Origin of the sequence: Curtobacterium sp. MCLR17_039, from assembly GCF_003234745.1 — a bacterium.
Classification (GTDB): domain Bacteria; phylum Actinomycetota; class Actinomycetes; order Actinomycetales; family Microbacteriaceae; genus Curtobacterium; species Curtobacterium flaccumfaciens.
The window spans coordinates 1-15,261 of sequence record NZ_QKTF01000012.1 but is presented as its reverse complement, the minus strand read 5'-3'; the positions used below and the strand labels follow the sequence as shown (position 1 = coordinate 15,261).

At 71.1% G+C, this 15,261-nt stretch carries 10 protein-coding genes; 4 read left to right on the top strand and 6 right to left on the bottom strand.

Annotated elements, in window-relative coordinates; genetic code table 11:
- The first annotated feature begins 34 nt into the window (after positions 1 to 34).
- Positions 35 to 1,306: a LysM peptidoglycan-binding domain-containing protein gene (locus DEJ00_RS13715; protein WP_258373690.1), complete on the top strand. Its 1,272-nt coding sequence runs from the start codon at positions 35 to 37 to the stop codon at positions 1,304 to 1,306.
- A gap of 82 nt (positions 1,307 to 1,388) precedes the next feature.
- Positions 1,389 to 3,446 carry a Stk1 family PASTA domain-containing Ser/Thr kinase gene (gene pknB, locus DEJ00_RS13710; protein WP_111057777.1) on the top strand — a complete coding sequence of 686 codons (2,058 nt, stop codon included), beginning with the start codon at positions 1,389 to 1,391 and terminating at the stop codon, positions 3,444 to 3,446.
- A 291-nt stretch (positions 3,447 to 3,737) separates the two neighbouring features.
- On the opposite strand, the gene DEJ00_RS13705 is transcribed toward pknB, so the two are convergent.
- The 3 genes from DEJ00_RS13705 to DEJ00_RS13695 all read right to left on the bottom strand — a co-directional run bounded on the left by DEJ00_RS13705 (position 3,738) and on the right by DEJ00_RS13695 (position 6,958).
- Positions 3,738 to 5,123 carry a class II 3-deoxy-7-phosphoheptulonate synthase gene (locus tag DEJ00_RS13705; RefSeq protein WP_051596677.1) on the bottom strand — a complete coding sequence of 462 codons (1,386 nt, stop codon included), beginning with the start codon at positions 5,121 to 5,123 and terminating at the stop codon, positions 3,738 to 3,740.
- 105 nt (positions 5,124 to 5,228) lie between these two features.
- Positions 5,229 to 5,954 carry a 1-acyl-sn-glycerol-3-phosphate acyltransferase gene (locus DEJ00_RS13700; RefSeq protein ID WP_027465236.1) on the bottom strand — a complete coding sequence of 242 codons (726 nt, stop codon included), beginning with the start codon at positions 5,952 to 5,954 and terminating at the stop codon, positions 5,229 to 5,231.
- A 50-nt stretch (positions 5,955 to 6,004) separates the two neighbouring features.
- Entirely contained in the window at positions 6,005 to 6,958 is a 954-nt protein-coding gene (locus tag DEJ00_RS13695) for an ROK family glucokinase (RefSeq protein ID WP_017886608.1), read from the bottom strand.
- Positions 6,959 to 7,079: 121 nt separating this feature from the next.
- Between DEJ00_RS13695 and DEJ00_RS13690 the strand changes: the two genes are divergently transcribed.
- Entirely contained in the window at positions 7,080 to 9,116 is a 2,037-nt protein-coding gene (locus DEJ00_RS13690; RefSeq protein ID WP_258373689.1) for a long-chain fatty acid--CoA ligase, read from the top strand.
- Positions 9,117 to 9,763: 647 nt separating this feature from the next.
- Here DEJ00_RS13690 and DEJ00_RS18835 read toward each other — a convergent pair.
- From DEJ00_RS18835 to DEJ00_RS13680, 3 genes are all read right to left on the bottom strand, one after another.
- Entirely contained in the window at positions 9,764 to 9,895 is a 132-nt protein-coding gene (locus DEJ00_RS18835; protein WP_258366694.1) for a hypothetical protein, read from the bottom strand.
- 142 nt (positions 9,896 to 10,037) lie between these two features.
- Positions 10,038 to 10,541, bottom strand: coding sequence for a peptide deformylase (locus DEJ00_RS13685; protein ID WP_027465234.1), 504 nt, complete (start codon positions 10,539 to 10,541; stop codon positions 10,038 to 10,040).
- A gap of 1 nt (position 10,542) precedes the next feature.
- Positions 10,543 to 13,953, bottom strand: coding sequence for a pyruvate carboxylase (locus DEJ00_RS13680; RefSeq protein ID WP_111057741.1), 3,411 nt, complete (start codon positions 13,951 to 13,953; stop codon positions 10,543 to 10,545).
- Between the two features lie 60 nt (positions 13,954 to 14,013).
- Here DEJ00_RS13680 and DEJ00_RS13675 point away from each other — a divergent pair, with 60 nt between their 5' ends.
- Positions 14,014 to 14,826 carry a ParA family protein gene (locus DEJ00_RS13675; protein WP_027465232.1) on the top strand — a complete coding sequence of 271 codons (813 nt, stop codon included), beginning with the start codon at positions 14,014 to 14,016 and terminating at the stop codon, positions 14,824 to 14,826.
- The last annotated feature ends 435 nt before the right edge of the window (positions 14,827 to 15,261 follow it).

The following is a 15,261-nucleotide window of genomic DNA, read 5'->3' as shown; positions in this document are numbered from 1 at the left end:
GTGCGCACGGCTCAGTCGAGATCAGGAGAAACCCGTGGACCACGCTGCAGACGAAGTCGCCCGGCGCGCACGATCCGCCCGGTTCGCCACCATGCCCATCGTCCTCGCGGGCACGATCGCCGTGACCGCCGGCCTGACCGGCCCCATCGCGCACGCCGAGCCGCGGCACGACGACGCCGACGCGAACCACAAGCGCCACGTCGACCAGGACCGCGCCGTGACCGACCGCCCGGTGTTCGGCACCGCCGTCGCCCGGCCGACGCAGACCGTCGTGCGGACGGTCGCCGCCACCACGAAGGCCCCCACCACCTACACCGTCCACCACGGCGACACGGTCTCGGGCATCGCCGCCCGTTTCGGCCTGTCGGCGCAGGAGATCCTCGTGCGCAACGGCCTCGGCTGGAACACGATCATCCACCCCGGGCAGACGCTCCACCTGGCGTCGACGCCCGCCGTCACCACCGCGGCGGTTCGGACCTCCGGGTCGACCGGCGGCTCCGGCTCCGACACCTCGAGCTACCACGTGAAGCAGGGCGACACCGTCTCCGGCATCGCGTCCCGCGTCGGCGTGTCGACCACGGCGCTCCTCAACGCGAACAAGCTGTCGCAGCGCAGCGTCATCTACCCCGGGCAGACGCTCCGGGTGCCGCACGGAACGTCATCGACGCCGTCGACGTCCACCGCCTCGGCTCCGTCGACGAAGACGAGCGTGAAGATCAGCGCCGGAGACACCGTGGCCTCGATCGCCGCCGCGCACCACGTCTCCGTCAAGTCGCTCCTGTCGGCGAACGGGTTGTCGTACACGAGCACGATCTACGCCGGCAAGACGCTCGTGATCCCGTCGTCGAACGCCACCGCCGCGCCCGCGGTCTCCGCGAGTGCGGCGGTCAGCGGTGCCGTCGGCCTGAGCGCCGAGCAGCGCCAGAACGCCGCGACCATCGTGGCCGTCGGTCGATCGCTGGGAGTCCCGGACCGGGGCATCGTCGTGGCCCTCGCCGCCGCGATGCAGGAGTCGAGCCTCCGGAACCTGCCGCACGGCGACCGCGACTCGGTCGGTCTGTTCCAGCAGCGTCCGTCCCAGGGTTGGGGCAGCGCGCTGAAGCTGCAGGACCCGGCGCACGCCACCGCGCTGTTCTTCGGCGGGCGACACAACCCGAACGCCGGCAAGACCCGCGGCCTGCTCGACGTGCCCGGCTGGTCCTCGATGAGCATCACCGACGCGGCCCAGGCCGTGCAGCTCTCCGCCTACCCGAAGGCCTACGCCACCTGGGCGAGCGCCGCCCAGGGCTGGCTGGCGACACTCTGAGCCTCATCCGGAAGATCGAGATTGGGTCACGGGCGGTGCGCCGGTGCGTCCGAGTGCGGTTCCGATTCGTAGAATGCCGCCGATGACCACCAACGCCGCCACGGATCCGATGATCGGTCGCATGATCGATCAGCGGTACCGCGTCCGCTCCCGCATCGCGCGCGGGGGCATGGCGACCGTCTACCTCGCGACCGACGTGCGCCTCGAGCGACGCGTCGCGATCAAGATCATGCACGGGCACCTGGCCGACGACCAGGCCTTCCGTGAGCGCTTCATCCAGGAGGCCCGGTCGGCGGCCCGGCTGTCGCACCCGAACCTGGTGGGCGTGTACGACCAGGGCGCCGAGGGCGAGATCGCCTACATCGTCATGGAGTACATCCCCGGCATCACGCTGCGGGACCTGCTGCAGGAGCACCACGCCCTGACGCCCGAGCAGGCGACCGACATCCTGCGCGCCGTGCTGGCCGGCCTCGCCTCGGCCCACCGCGCCTGGATCGTGCACCGCGACCTGAAGCCCGAGAACGTCCTGCTCGCCGACGACGGCCGCATCAAGCTCGGCGACTTCGGCCTGGCCCGGGCCACGACCGCGAACACGGCGACCGGCGCGGCCCTGCTCGGCACGATCGCCTACCTGTCCCCCGAGCTCGTGACCCGCGGCGCCGCCGACTCGCGCAGCGACATCTACGCGCTCGGCATCATGCTCTACGAGATGCTCACCGGCGAGCAGCCCTACAAGGGCGAGCAGCCGATGCAGATCGCCTACCAGCACGCCAACGACTCCGTGCCCGCACCGAGCGCCGCCGTGTCGGGGGTGCCGCCGGAGCTCGACGAGCTGGTCGCCTGGTCGACCGCACGCGACCCCGAGGACCGCCCCCGCGACGCCCGCGAGATGCTCGACCACATGGCGGGCAACCAGCAGCGTGCGACCGGCCAGTACCGCACCGCCGTGCTCCGCCCCGAGAACGGCACCGCGATCCTGCCCTCGGGTGGCGCCGGCACGCTCGGCGCCGCAGCGGCCGCAGGAGCCGCAGCTGCGGACGAGACCGCCATCATCGACCGGTCCGGCGACCGCGACACCGGCGAACGCGGTCGAGCACCCGCCCGTGCGCGCGGCAACGCCCCGGGCCCCCGTCGCACCGGGGCACAGCCGGGCGTGCTGTCCCCCGCCGGACAGCGGCTCGCCGACCAGTCGGCGAAGCGTCGGAAGCGCGGCTGGATCCTGCTGTCCGTGGTCGTCGTGCTCGCGCTGATCGGAGCCGGCTTCGGCTGGTACTTCGGCCCGGGGCCGGGTGGCAACGTGCGGATCCCGGAAGTCACGGGCAAGTCGGTCTCGCAGGCCCGGCAGCTGCTCGAAGCACAGGGCCTGCAGGCGGCGTCGAAGACCGGGACACGGTTCGACGCCGTCGTCGCGAAGGGGCAGGTCTCCACGACGAAGCCGGCCCCGAAGCGCGAGGTGCAGAAGGGCACGGCGGTGCAGATCGTCGTGTCGAACGGCCCCCGGATGATCCCGCTGCCGGCGATCGTCGGGCAGCCGCTCTCCACCGTGACGGCCGCACTCGACGACGACTTCGAGCTGCAGGACGACCGGTACGAGTTCTCCGCCGACGCCCCGAAGGACACCGTGGTCGCGGCGACCGGCCGGGCGTCCGGCGGCAAGCCGCTCGACCTCACGACGGTGAAGGCCTACGGCGAGACCGGGCAGGTCACGCTGACCGTCTCGCTCGGCCCCGTGCCCGACGTGGTCGGCAAGACGGTCGACGAGGCCGCCGCGGCACTCGACGACGTCGGACTGATCCTCGGCGCCCGGACCGAGCAGTACAGCGAGACCGTGCCCGCGGGTCAGATCGTCTCCGCCGCCGTGCAGGGTTCCCCCGCCGTGCGCGGGTCGGCCGTGGACGTCGTCGTGTCGAAGGGTCCGACGCCGATCACCGTGCCCGAGGACGGCGTCGTCGGGGCGACGATCAACGAGGCGACGAAGACCCTCGAGGACCTCGGCCTCAAGGTCTCCGTACCCGACTGCACGAACATCCTCTGCGGCTTCTACGACTGGAAGTCGAAGCTGCCGGTCACCGGCACCGACCCGGGCGCCGGCGCCACGGTCCACCGCGGCGACACCGTCACCCTGTCCTACGACCAGTAGGGGCCGGGGCGGGCGCTGCGTGAGCGGTGTGCCGCCAGAGCGACGCTGTCTCGCCCGACAGCGCCGACACCGTCGCGAAAGCGACAGTGTGCCGCCACCGTTCGGTGGCACACGGTCGCTTTCGAGAGCAGCAGATGCTGACGCTCCGCACCCTCGGCCGTCGACGCGACCCCGGGACGGACGGGAGGCCCGTGGCGGCGCCGTCACGGGCCTCCCGTCCGACACACGAAAGCGACAGAACCCCGCGAACATGCTGCGGGGTTCTGTCGCTTTGGCGACACGGTTCGTGCGTTACGAGCGGTCGGGCTGGTGCGCGCCGAGTTCCTCGGCCACCAGGAAGGCGAGCTCGAGGGACTGCATGTGGTTCAGGCGCGGGTCGCACAGCGACTCGTAGCGCGTGGCGAGGGTGGCCTCGTCGATGTGCTCCGAGCCGCCGAGGCACTCGGTGACGTCGTCACCGGTGAGCTCGACGTGCATGCCACCCGGGTAGGTGCCGACCTGGCGGTGCGCCTCGAAGAAGCCGAGGACCTCGTCCACGACGTCGTCGAACCGGCGGGTCTTGTAGCCCGTCGGCGTGGTCAGGCCGTTGCCGTGCATCGGGTCGGTGACCCACAGCGGGTTGGCGTCCATGCCCTTGATCGCCTCGAGCAGCTTGGGCAGCTCGTCGCGGATCTTGCCCGCACCCATCCGCGTGATGAAGGTCAGGCGACCCGGCTCACGGTTCGGGTCGAGCTTGTCGACGAGCGCCTTCATGTCGTCGACGCTCGTCGTCGGGCCGAGCTTCACGCCGATCGGGTTGCGCACCCGCGACAGGAAGTCCACGTGGGCGCCGTCGAGGTCGCGCGTGCGCTCACCGATCCAGATGAAGTGACCGGACGTGTCGTACGCCAGGCCGGAGCGCGAGTCGATGCGGGTCATCGGGCGCTCGTAGTCCATCAGCAGCCCCTCGTGCGAGGCGTAGAACTCGACGTGCTTGAGCGCCTCGAAGTCGGCGCCGCAGGCGTCCATGAAGCGAATCGCGCGGTCGATCTCCTTGGCGAGGTGCTCGTAGCGGGCGTTCGCGGGGTTCGAGGCGAAGCCCTTGTTCCACGAGTGCACCTGGCGCAGGTCGGCGAAGCCCCCCTGCGTGAAGGCCCGGACGAGGTTCAGCGTCGAGGCAGCGGTGTGGTACCCCTGCACCAGGCGGCGCGGGTCGGCCGTCCGGCTCTCCGGGGTGAAGTCGTAGCCGTTCACGATGTCGCCGCGGTAGGCGGGCAGCGTGACGTCGCCACGGGTCTCGAAGTCGCTCGAGCGGGGCTTGGCGAACTGCCCGGCCATGCGCCCCATCTTGATGACGGGCATCGAGGCGCCGTAGGTCAGCACGACGGCCATCTGCAGGATCGTCTTGACCCGGTCGCGGATCGAGTCGGCGGTGGCACCGGCGAAGGTCTCGGCGCAGTCACCGCCCTGCAGCAGGAAGGCCTTGCCCTGAGCGGCGGCGGCGAGCCGCTCGCGCAGCTTGTCGACCTCGCCCGCGAACACGAGCGGCGGGAGCGTGGCGATCTCGGCTGAAGCGGCCTCGGCAGCGGCGGCGTCCGGCCAGGTCGGCTGCTGCTTGATCGGGAGCGTCCGCCAATAGTCGAGCCCCTCGATGACGTCCGGATCCTGCAGGGCGACGAAGTCGGTCGACTCGAACAAGGGCGTTACCTCGGTGTTCTGTGCGGGCGGCCCGACGACGCGCTACCGGCACCGGGCCGCACGTCGTCGATGGGCGTCCTGGCGGGGTGCCGGGACCATCAGAGCCTAACGTGCAGGCGTCGACTTCCGTTCCCGCATGACGGCCTCGCGCGCGGAGCTCGCCCGCTCCTTCACGCTGGTGGCGTAGACGTCCACGTACTCCTGTCGGCTCAGGCCGGCGAGCTCGTGCATGACCTCGTCCGTGACGCTGCGCAGGATGAAGCGGTCGGTCTCGAACCCCTGGAACCGCGAGAAGTCGAGCGGCTTGCCGAACACGACCCCGACGCGCTTGATCTTCGGGAAGCGCTGCCCGATCTGCTGCACCTCGCGCGTGCCGACCATGGCGACGGGCACGACGAGCACGCGCCCCTCGAGGATCATCCGGGCGATGCCGGTGCGGCCGCGGTAGAGCTTGCCGTCGGGGCTGCGGGTGCCCTCGGGGTAGATGCCGAGCTGCTCACCGCGTGCCAGGACCTGCAGGCCGGTGCGCAGCGATGCCTCGGACGCCTTGCCGCCGGAGCGGTCGATCGGCAGCTGGCCGATGGCGTTGAAGAACGTCTTCGTCGCCCAGCCCTTCAGCCCGCGACCGGTGAAGTAGTCGCTCTTCGCCAGGAACGAGAGTCGACGGTCGAGCACCGCGGGCAGGATCACCGAGTCGATGAACGAGATGTGGTTCGACGCGAAGATGACCGGCCCCTTGGCGGGCACGTGCTCACGCCCGACCACCCACGGCCGGAACAGGGTGAGGATGAGCGGGCCGAGCACGAAGTTCTTCAGCAGCCAGTAGGTCATCGACGACTCCAGGTGGTGAGAAGGTGGTGGCCCGGGTGGGTGGCCCGACCCTACGCCGTGCGGGCGTGGATGCGGGCGAGGTCGGCGGCACCGACGACGCCGGCGTCGTTGACGAGCTCGGCGATCACGAAGTCCGGCTCCGGGTGGTACCCGCGGGCCGGCAGGTTGTTGAGGTACGCCTGCTTGATCGGGTCGAGCAGCCGGTCCCCCGCGCTGGCGACGCCGCCGCCGAACACGAAGAGCTGCGGGTCGAGCACCGCGGACAGCGACGCGCACGCCTCGCCGAGGTGTCGACCGAGCCGACGGAGGGCCGCGAGGGCACCCGGGTCGTCGGCCAGGATCAGGTCGCCGACGATCTTGCCGTCGAGCTGGCCGCCGTTGTCGGCGCGGGCGTCGGCCAGGGCCGAGCCGATGCCACCGGCGTCGGCGACGTCGTTCGCCATGCGCTGCAGGGCACGACCCGAGCCGTACTGCTCGATGCAGCCGCGGGCACCGCAGCCGCAGGGCAGCCCGTTCGGGACGATGCGCAGGTGGCCGATCTCGCCGCCGGTACCGAAGCCCCCGCGGAACAGACGGTCCTCGGTCACGATGGCGCCGCCGACGCCCGTGCCGATGGTGAGCATCGTCATGTCGGACACGAGCCGACCGGCGCCGAACCGGAACTCGGCCCAGCCCGCGGCGTTCGCGTCGTTGTCCACCGTGATGTGCAGGTCGCCGAGGCGCTGCTGCAGCTTCTGCCGGAGCGGTTCGTTCCGCCACCGGATGTTCGGCGTGTAGTAGACGATCGACTGGGAGGCGTCGATGAACCCGGGGGCGGCGACCCCCACGGCGCCGACCTGGTGGAGCGAGCTGAGTCGCTCGACCATCGAGACGACGTCGTCGAGCATGGCGTTCGGGTCCGCAGCGTTGGTGGCCACGCGGTCCTCGGCGACGATCTCGCCCAGTTCCGTCACGACCGCACCCGCGATCTTGGTGCCCCCGATGTCGATTCCGATGGCGTGCACGAGCAACGAGCCTACCGGTTCGCCGCGAAGTCACGGAACGCCCGGTGACGCGTCCTATGCTGGCGGTGTCGCCTCGGTGTTGAGGCGCACTCGAGTCGAACCGGCAGACAAGGGAGTCACCGTGAACGATCAGCGTCCTGCACGCAGCAGCGCCTCCACCGACACGTCCACCGCTGGCAGCGCCGCCACCGGGACCACACCGTCGGCCGGCAGGCACGCCACACCCGCCGGCGCCGGCGCCGGTCCGGCCACCGCGGCCGCACCGGCCTCACCGGCCACCCCGGCCGCACCGACCACCCCGGCCCAGGACCACCCGGTGTCCGCGGCCCACGGCGGTCCCGTCGCCCCGGACCACGGCTCGGCAGCACGGCTGCTCGGCGACCGTGTCCGCCTGACGCCCGACCGTCCGATCCTGGCCCAGCGCCACGGTGACACCTGGACGACCTTCACCGCGGCGGAGACGCTCGCCCGGGTGCGCGGCATCGCCAAGGGCTTCGTCGCCGCCGGGCTCGAACCGGGCGCGCACGTCGCGATCCTGTCGCGGACGCGGCTCGAGTGGACCCTGGTCGACTTCGCCGTGTGGACAGCCGGCCTCGTGTCTGTACCCGTGTACGAGACGAGCTCCCCCGACCAGGTGCGCTGGATCCTGTCCGACTCCGAGTCGGTCGCGATCGTCATCGAGCAGGAGGAGCACGCGCGCCGCGTCGCCTCCATCGCGCCCGACCTGCCCTCCCTGGGTCAGCACTGGACGATCGACGGCGGCGGCCTCGACGACCTGACCCGGCTCGGCGAGGACGTCACCGACGACGAACTCGACGCCCGGACCGCGAACGTGCACGGCCACGACGACGCCACGATCATCTACACCTCGGGCAGCACCGGCCGACCGAAGGGCTGCGTCCTGCGGCACGACAACTTCACCGCCACGGTGGAGGGCGCGAGCGAGGCGATGCCCGAGGTCGTCGCCGACGGCGCCTCGACCCTGCTGTTCATCCCGCTCGCCCACGTCTTCGCCAGGTTCATCGCCGCGATGTCGGTGTCCGCCGGCGTCCTCGTCGGCCACGAGCCGGACACCAAGGACCTGATGCGCGCGGTGTCGACCTTCAAGCCGACGTTCCTGCTCGCGGTCCCCCGGGTGTTCGAGAAGATCTACAACTCAGCGGAGCAGAAGGCCGACCTCGGTGGCAAGGGCAGGATCTTCCGCGCGGCCGCAGACACCGCGGTCGCCCACTCCGAGGCCCTCGCAGCCGGCAGGGTGCCGTTCCTGCTCGGCCTGAAGTTCAAGCTGTTCGACCGGCTTGTGTACGCCAAGCTCCGCGACGCCCTCGGCGGCCGGGTCGGGTACGCCGTCAGCGGTTCGGCACCCCTCTCCCCGCGGCTCTCGCACTTCTTCCGCTCGATCGGGGTGCTCATCCTCGAGGGCTACGGCCTGACCGAGACCACGGCACCCGCCACGGTCAACCGCGCCCGCGAACTCCGCATCGGGACCGTCGGCCGCGCGCTGCCCGGCATCGAGGTCCGGATCGCCGACGACGGCGAGATCCTGATCCGCGGCGTCGACGTCTTCGACCGGTACTGGCGGAACGACGAGGCGACCGAGCACGCCTTCGCCGACGGCTGGTTCCGGACCGGTGACCTCGGCCGGCTCGACGCCGACGGGGTCCTCACCGTCACCGGACGCGCCAAGGAGCTCATCGTCACCGCGAGCGGCAAGAACGTCGCCCCGGCACCGCTCGAGGACGGCATCCGCGAGCACCCGCTCATCGGCCAGGTCGTGGTCGTCGGCGAGGGCAAGCCGTTCGTCGCCGCGCTCGTGACGCTCGACCGCGAGATGCTGCCCGGCTGGTGCGAGTCCCGCGGGATCACCCCGGCGCTGAGCGGGCACGAGGCCGCGTACGACGAGCGCGTGCTCTCCGCCGTCCAGGAGGCCATCGACGCCGCCAACGGCCGGGTCTCCCGCGCCGAGTCGGTCCGGTCGTTCACGATCCTCGACACCGACCTGACGGAGGCCTCCGGGCACCTCACGCCGAAGCTGACGATCAAGCGGTCGGTCATCCTGAAGGACTTCGCCGCCGACATCGACCACATCTACTCCGGGTCGAAGGTGCAGACGACGGCGACCCCGGTGATCGAGGGTCGGCGGCGCAACCGCGCGTAGCGCCCGTCGGGCGAACCGGGTCGATTCGGGCGTGCCGGATCGGTTCTTCTGACCAGGTACGCCCGATTCCGCTAGGTGGGCGCAGGTCGGAGACGCGACCGCCTGGAGGCCCGGTGCCGGTCCGCCGGACTGGCGCCGGGCCTCCAGGCGGTAGCCGCGCGGTCGGCTGGCAGCTTTCGGACGTACCGGGTCGTTTCGGGCGTACCGGGTCGGTTCTTCTGACCAGCTACGCCCGATTCCGCCAGGTACGCGCGGAGCCGACCCGTGACCGACCAACAGCGGGCGTACCGGGTCGATTCGGGCGTACCGGGTCGATTCGGGCGTACCGGGTCGATTCGGGCGTACCGGGTCGTTTCGGGCGTAGCGGGTCGTTTCTTCTGACCAGCTACGCCCGATTCCGCCAGGTACACGCGGGGCCGACCCTTAACCGACCGGCTACGGGCGTACCGGCCGACTCGGGCGTACCGGGTCGATTCGGGCGTACCGGTGTCGATTCGGGCGTACCGGGTCGATTCTTTCGACCAGGCACGCCCGATTCCGCCAGGTACGCGCGGTGTGGACGCAACAGCCTGGAGGCCCGGATCACGTCCGACGGACGTGATCCGGGCCTCCAGGCCGTACAGCGGGCGCCGGGGCGCCTGCGGGGCTCAGGCCTCCTGCGACTGCTCCGTCGCGGGGGCGTCGAGGACGGCGGTCGAACCGGTCGTGACGGTGGTCTCGGCTGGTCGACGGTTGGTGCGGGTGCGGTGCGAGCTGAGCTCGTCGTTCTGACTGGTCATGCGGGAGTCCTGGGGGGATGGGATGGTCGTCGGTGGGAGGCCGACAGCAGCACGGTACCCCCTCGTCAGGACAAAGCGACAATCCCCCGTGGGGGTGTCACACCACTGTTCACAGCCGGCGAACGCGGGCCTGTGCAGGCACTCAGTGGAACCAGTCCTGCGCACGGATGTCGCGCAGCGCCTGTCGGCGAATCTCGGGGTCGAGCGTCATCACGTAGACGGTGCCGTCGAGGTGGTCGCACTCGTGCTGGAGCGCCTCGGCCATCAAGCCCGTGCCCTCGAGGACGACCTCGTCGCCGTCGACGTCGACACCCCGCACCTTCGCGTACGGGGAGCGACGCGTCGGGTAGCCGAGCCCCGGGACGGAGAGGCACCCTTCTTCCATGAGCTCAGGCTCCCCGGACACCTCGACGATCTCGGGGTTGAGGACGTAGCCGACCTCGCCGTCCACGTTGTACGAGAACGCACGGAGTCCGACGCCGATCTGGGGCGCGGCCACTCCGGCACGTCCGGGTTCCTTGACGGTGTCGATGAGGTCCTGCACGAGGTCACGGACCCCGGCGCTCCCGAGCAGTTCGGGGCGGATCGGGTCGGCCGGCGAACGGAGGACGGGGTCGCCGAACAGGCGGATGGGACGAACGGTCAATTTACTGCAGCACCACCAGGAGGTCGCCGGCGTCCACCTGCTGGGTCACCGGGATCGCGAGTCGGCCGACGGTGCCCGACACGGGCGCCGTGATGGCCGCTTCCATCTTCATCGCCTCGATGCTCGCCACCGGCGTACCGGCCTCGACGACGTCACCGACGGCGACCTTGAGCGTCACCACGCCGGAGAACGGCGCGGCCACGTGCTTGGGGTCGGACGCGTCGGCCTTCTCGGCCGCCTTCGTCTCGACCTCGACCGAACGGTCGCGGACGGCGACCGGGCGGAGCTGCCCGTTCATCGTCGCCATGACCGTTCGGATGCCCTTGGCGTCCACCTCGCCGATCGCCTCGAGCCCGACGAACAGGTCGACGCCCTTGCCGAGCGGGACGCTGTGCTCCTGTCCGGGGCGCAACCCGTACAGGTAGTCGACGGTCGGCACGACGGACAGGTCGCCGTACTGCTCCCGCACGCGCTGGAACTGCTGCGTCGGCTGCGGGAAGAGCAGGCGGTTGAGGGCCTGCTGGCGCGCGGGTCCGGGGGTCTCGAGGTGCGCGCGTTCGTCCGCGGGCACGGGGGTGATCTCGAGTCGGACCTCGCGACCGGCCAGGACCTTGGAGCGGAACGGCTCGGGCCAGCCGCCGGGCAGGTCGCCCAGCTCGCCAGCCATGAACCCGACCACGGAGTCCGGGATGTCGTACTTGTCGGGGTTCTGCTCGAAGTCGACCGGGTCGGCACCGACCGCGGCGAGCTGCAACGCGAGGTCACCGACGACCTTCGACGACGGCGTGACCTTGGTCGGGCGCCCGAGGATCCGGTTCGCCTCGGCGTACCAGTCCTCGACCTGCTCGAACCGGTCGCCGAGCCCGAGGGCGATCGCCTGCTGCCGGAGGTTCGACAGCTGACCGCCGGGGATCTCGTGCTTGTAGACACGCCCGGTCGGACCGGCGAGCCCGGACTCGAACGGGGCGTACACGCGACGGACCGACTCCCAGTACGGCTCGAGGTCACCGACGGCGTCGAGGGACAGACCGGTGTCGCGCTCGGTGTGGGCCAGTGCGGCGACCAGGGCGGACATGCTCGGCTGGCTGGTCGTGCCGGCCATGGGTGCCGCGGCCACGTCGACGGCGTCGGCCCCGGCGCGCGAGGCGGCGAGCAGGGTCGCGAGCTGGCCGCCGGCGGTGTCGTGGGTGTGCACGTGCACGGGCTGGTCGAAGCGCTCGCGCAGGGCGGTGACGAGCTTCTCGGCCGCACCGGCACGGAGGAGCCCCGCCATGTCCTTGATGCCGATGACGTGCGCGCCGGCCTCGACCATCTGCTCCGCAAGGCGGAGGTAGTAGTCGAGCGTGTAGAGGTCCTCGGCGGGGTCGAGGAGGTCGGCGGTGTAGCAGAGCGCCGCCTCGGCGACGGCCGTGCCGGTCGCGAGCACGGCCTCCAGGGCTGGACGCAGCTGGCTGACGTCGTTCAGCGCGTCGAACACGCGGAAGACGTCGACGCCGGACCGAGCCGCCTCGTCGACGAAGGCGTCGGTCACCTCGGTCGGGTAGGGCGTGTACCCGACGGTGTTGCGGCCGCGCAGCAGCATCTGGATCGGGATGTTCGGCATCGCTTCGCGCAGCGAGGACAGGCGCTCCCAGGGGTCTTCACCGAGGAACCGGAGTGCGACGTCGTACGTGGCACCACCCCAGGCCTCGACGCTGAGCAGCTGCGGGGTGAGCCGCGCCACGTGCGGTGCGACGGCGACGAGGTCCTTCGTGCGGACCCGCGTCGCGAGGAGCGACTGGTGGGCGTCCCGCATCGTCGTCTCGGTCACCGCGAGGGCCGTCTGGGCGCGCAGGGCCTTCGACCACTCGGCCGGACCCATCGCCAGCAGGCGGTCGCGCTGCCCCTCGGGCACCGGGGTCGTCAGATCCGTGGCCGGGAGCTTGTCGGCCGGGTCGGTGACGAGCGGCGATCGCTCACCGTTCGGCTTGTTCACCGTGACGTCGGCGAGCCAGGTGAGCACCTTCGTGCCGCGGTCCTTCGAGACGTGGCCGCCGAAGAGCTGCGGGCGTTCCTCGATGAACTTCGTCGAGACGTCGCCGCGGGCGAAGTCCGGGTCCTCGAGTACGGCCTGCAGGAACGGGATGTTCGTGCTGACGCCGCGGATGCGGAACTCGGCGAGGGCGCGCTTGGCCCGGGACACCGCCGCCGGGAAGTCCCGGCCGCGGCACGTCATCTTCGCGAGCATCGAGTCGAAGTGCGGGCTGATCTGTGCGCCGGTGGCGACCGTGCCGCCGTCGAGCCGGACGCCGGCACCGCCGGGGCTGCGGTAGGTGCTGATCCGGCCGGTGTCCGGACGGAAGCCCTGCGTCGGGTCCTCGGTCGTGATGCGGGTCTGCAGCGCGGCGCCGTGCACGGCGACGGTGTCCTGGGACAGACCGAGGTCGGCGAGGGTCTCCCCCGCCGCGATGCGCATCTGCGACTGCACCAGGTCGACGTCGGTGACCTCTTCGGTGACCGTGTGCTCGACCTGGATGCGCGGGTTCATCTCGATGAAGACGTGCTGCCCCTCGCGCTCGCCCTCGGTGTCGAGCAGGAACTCCACGGTGCCGGCGTTGACGTACCCGATCGACCGGGCGAAGGCCACGGCGTCGCGGTGCAGCGCCTGCGCGATCGCGGGGTCGAGGTTCGGCGCCGGCGCGATCTCGACGACCTTCTGGTTGCGCCGCTGCACCGAGCAGTCCCGCTCGAACAGGTGGATCGTGCCCGCGTCGGTGCCGGTCGCGTCGGCGAGGATCTGCACCTCGATGTGGCGCGGACGGATGACGGCCTGCTCGAGGAACATCGTCGGGTCGCCGAACGCACTGTCGGCCTCGCGCATGGCTGCTTCGAGGGCGTCGCGCAACTCGGGCTTCGTCTCCACCCGGCGCATGCCACGGCCACCACCACCAGCGACGGCCTTGGCGAAGACCGGGAACCCGATCGCGTCGGCGCCGGCGATCAGTTCGTCGATGTCGCGGCTCGCCGGGGTGCTCGCGAGGACCGGGACGCCGGCCGCGATCGCGTGCTCCTTCGCGGTGACCTTGTTGCCGGCCATCTCGAGCACGTGCTCGCCCGGACCGATGAAGGTGATGCCGTTCGCGGCTGCTGCCGCGGCGAGCTCGGGGTTCTCGGACAGGAACCCGTACCCCGGGTAGATCGCGTCGGCCCCCGACTCGCGGGCGACGCGGATGATCTCGGAGACGTCCAGGTACGCCCGGACCGGGTGGCCCCGCTCCCCGATCAGGTAGGCCTCGTCGGCCTTGAGGCGGTGCAGGGAGTTCCGGTCTTCGTACGGGTAGACGGCCACCGTACGGGCCCCCAACTCGTAGGCGGCACGGAACGCGCGGATGGCGATCTCGCCACGGTTCGCAACGAGGATCTTCGTGAACACGACGTCCCTTTCAGCCCGGGTTGAGGTGAGACAACCCTAGTGGCGGTAACGTTGCTCAACGTGCATGTACTCAGCGTGAGCTCCCTCAAGGGTGGTGTCGGCAAGACGACGGTGACGCTCGGCCTGACCTCGGCCGCGTTCGCCAAGGGACTGCGCACGCTGGTGGTGGATCTGGACCCGCAGTCCGACGTCTCCACGGGCCTCGACATCAACCTCGCCGGCCACCTCAACGTCGCCGACGTCCTCGAGAACCCGAAGGAGAAGATCGTCCGTCAGGCGATCGCCCCCTCGGGCTGGACGAAGGGGTCGCAGGGCAAGATCGACGTCATGGTCGGCTCGCCCTCGGCCATCAACTTCGACGGGCCGCACCCGTCGATCCGCGACATCTGGAAGCTCGAAGAGGCCCTGGCCAACGTCGAGCAAGACTACGAACTCGTCCTCATCGACTGCGCGCCGTCGCTGAACGCCCTGACGCGTACCGCGTGGGCCGCGTCCGATCGCGTCACCGTCGTCACCGAGCCCGGCCTGTTCTCCGTCGCCGCCGCCGATCGTGCGCTGCGCGCCATCGAGGAGATCCGCCGCGGGCTCTCCCCGCGCCTGCAGCCCCTCGGCATCATCGTGAACCGTGCCCGGGTGCAGTCGCTCGAGCACCAGTTCCGCATCAAGGAGCTCCGGGACATGTTCGGCCCGCTCGTGCTCTCCCCGCAGCTGCCGGAGCGCACGTCGCTGCAGCAGGCGCAGGGTGCCGCGAAGCCGCTGCACGTCTGGCCCGGCGAGTCCGCGCAGGAGATGGCGAAGAACTTCGACCAGCTGCTCGAGCGCATCATGCGCACCGGCAAGATCGGTCCGTACGCCGAGGGTGGCGCCGCGTAGGTCGGTGCTCGTGCGGTCGCGGCGCGGTCGCGGTCGCGTGACATGCCGCTCACGTCCGCCGAGCGGTCACCAACTGTCGGCCGACAGCGTCGCAGCCGACGGTTCGTGACCACTCGACTACACGCACACGGCGGTTCGGGACCACGCGCAGACTGCCGGGAGGCCCATCCCGGCTCCGGCAGACACGCCCGGCCTCGGCTTGCCGCGCGGTCACAACACACCGCTCACGTCCGCCGAGCGGTCAACAACTGTCGCCCGGCAGCGTCGCAGCCGACAGTTCGTGACCACTCGGCGAGGCACACACGACGGTTCGCGACCATGCGCAAACCGCCGGGAGGCCCGCCCCGGCCCCGGTAGACATGCCCGGCCCCGGCTCGCCGCGCGGTCACAACACACCGCTCACGTCCGCCGAGCGGTCAACAACTGTCGCCCGGC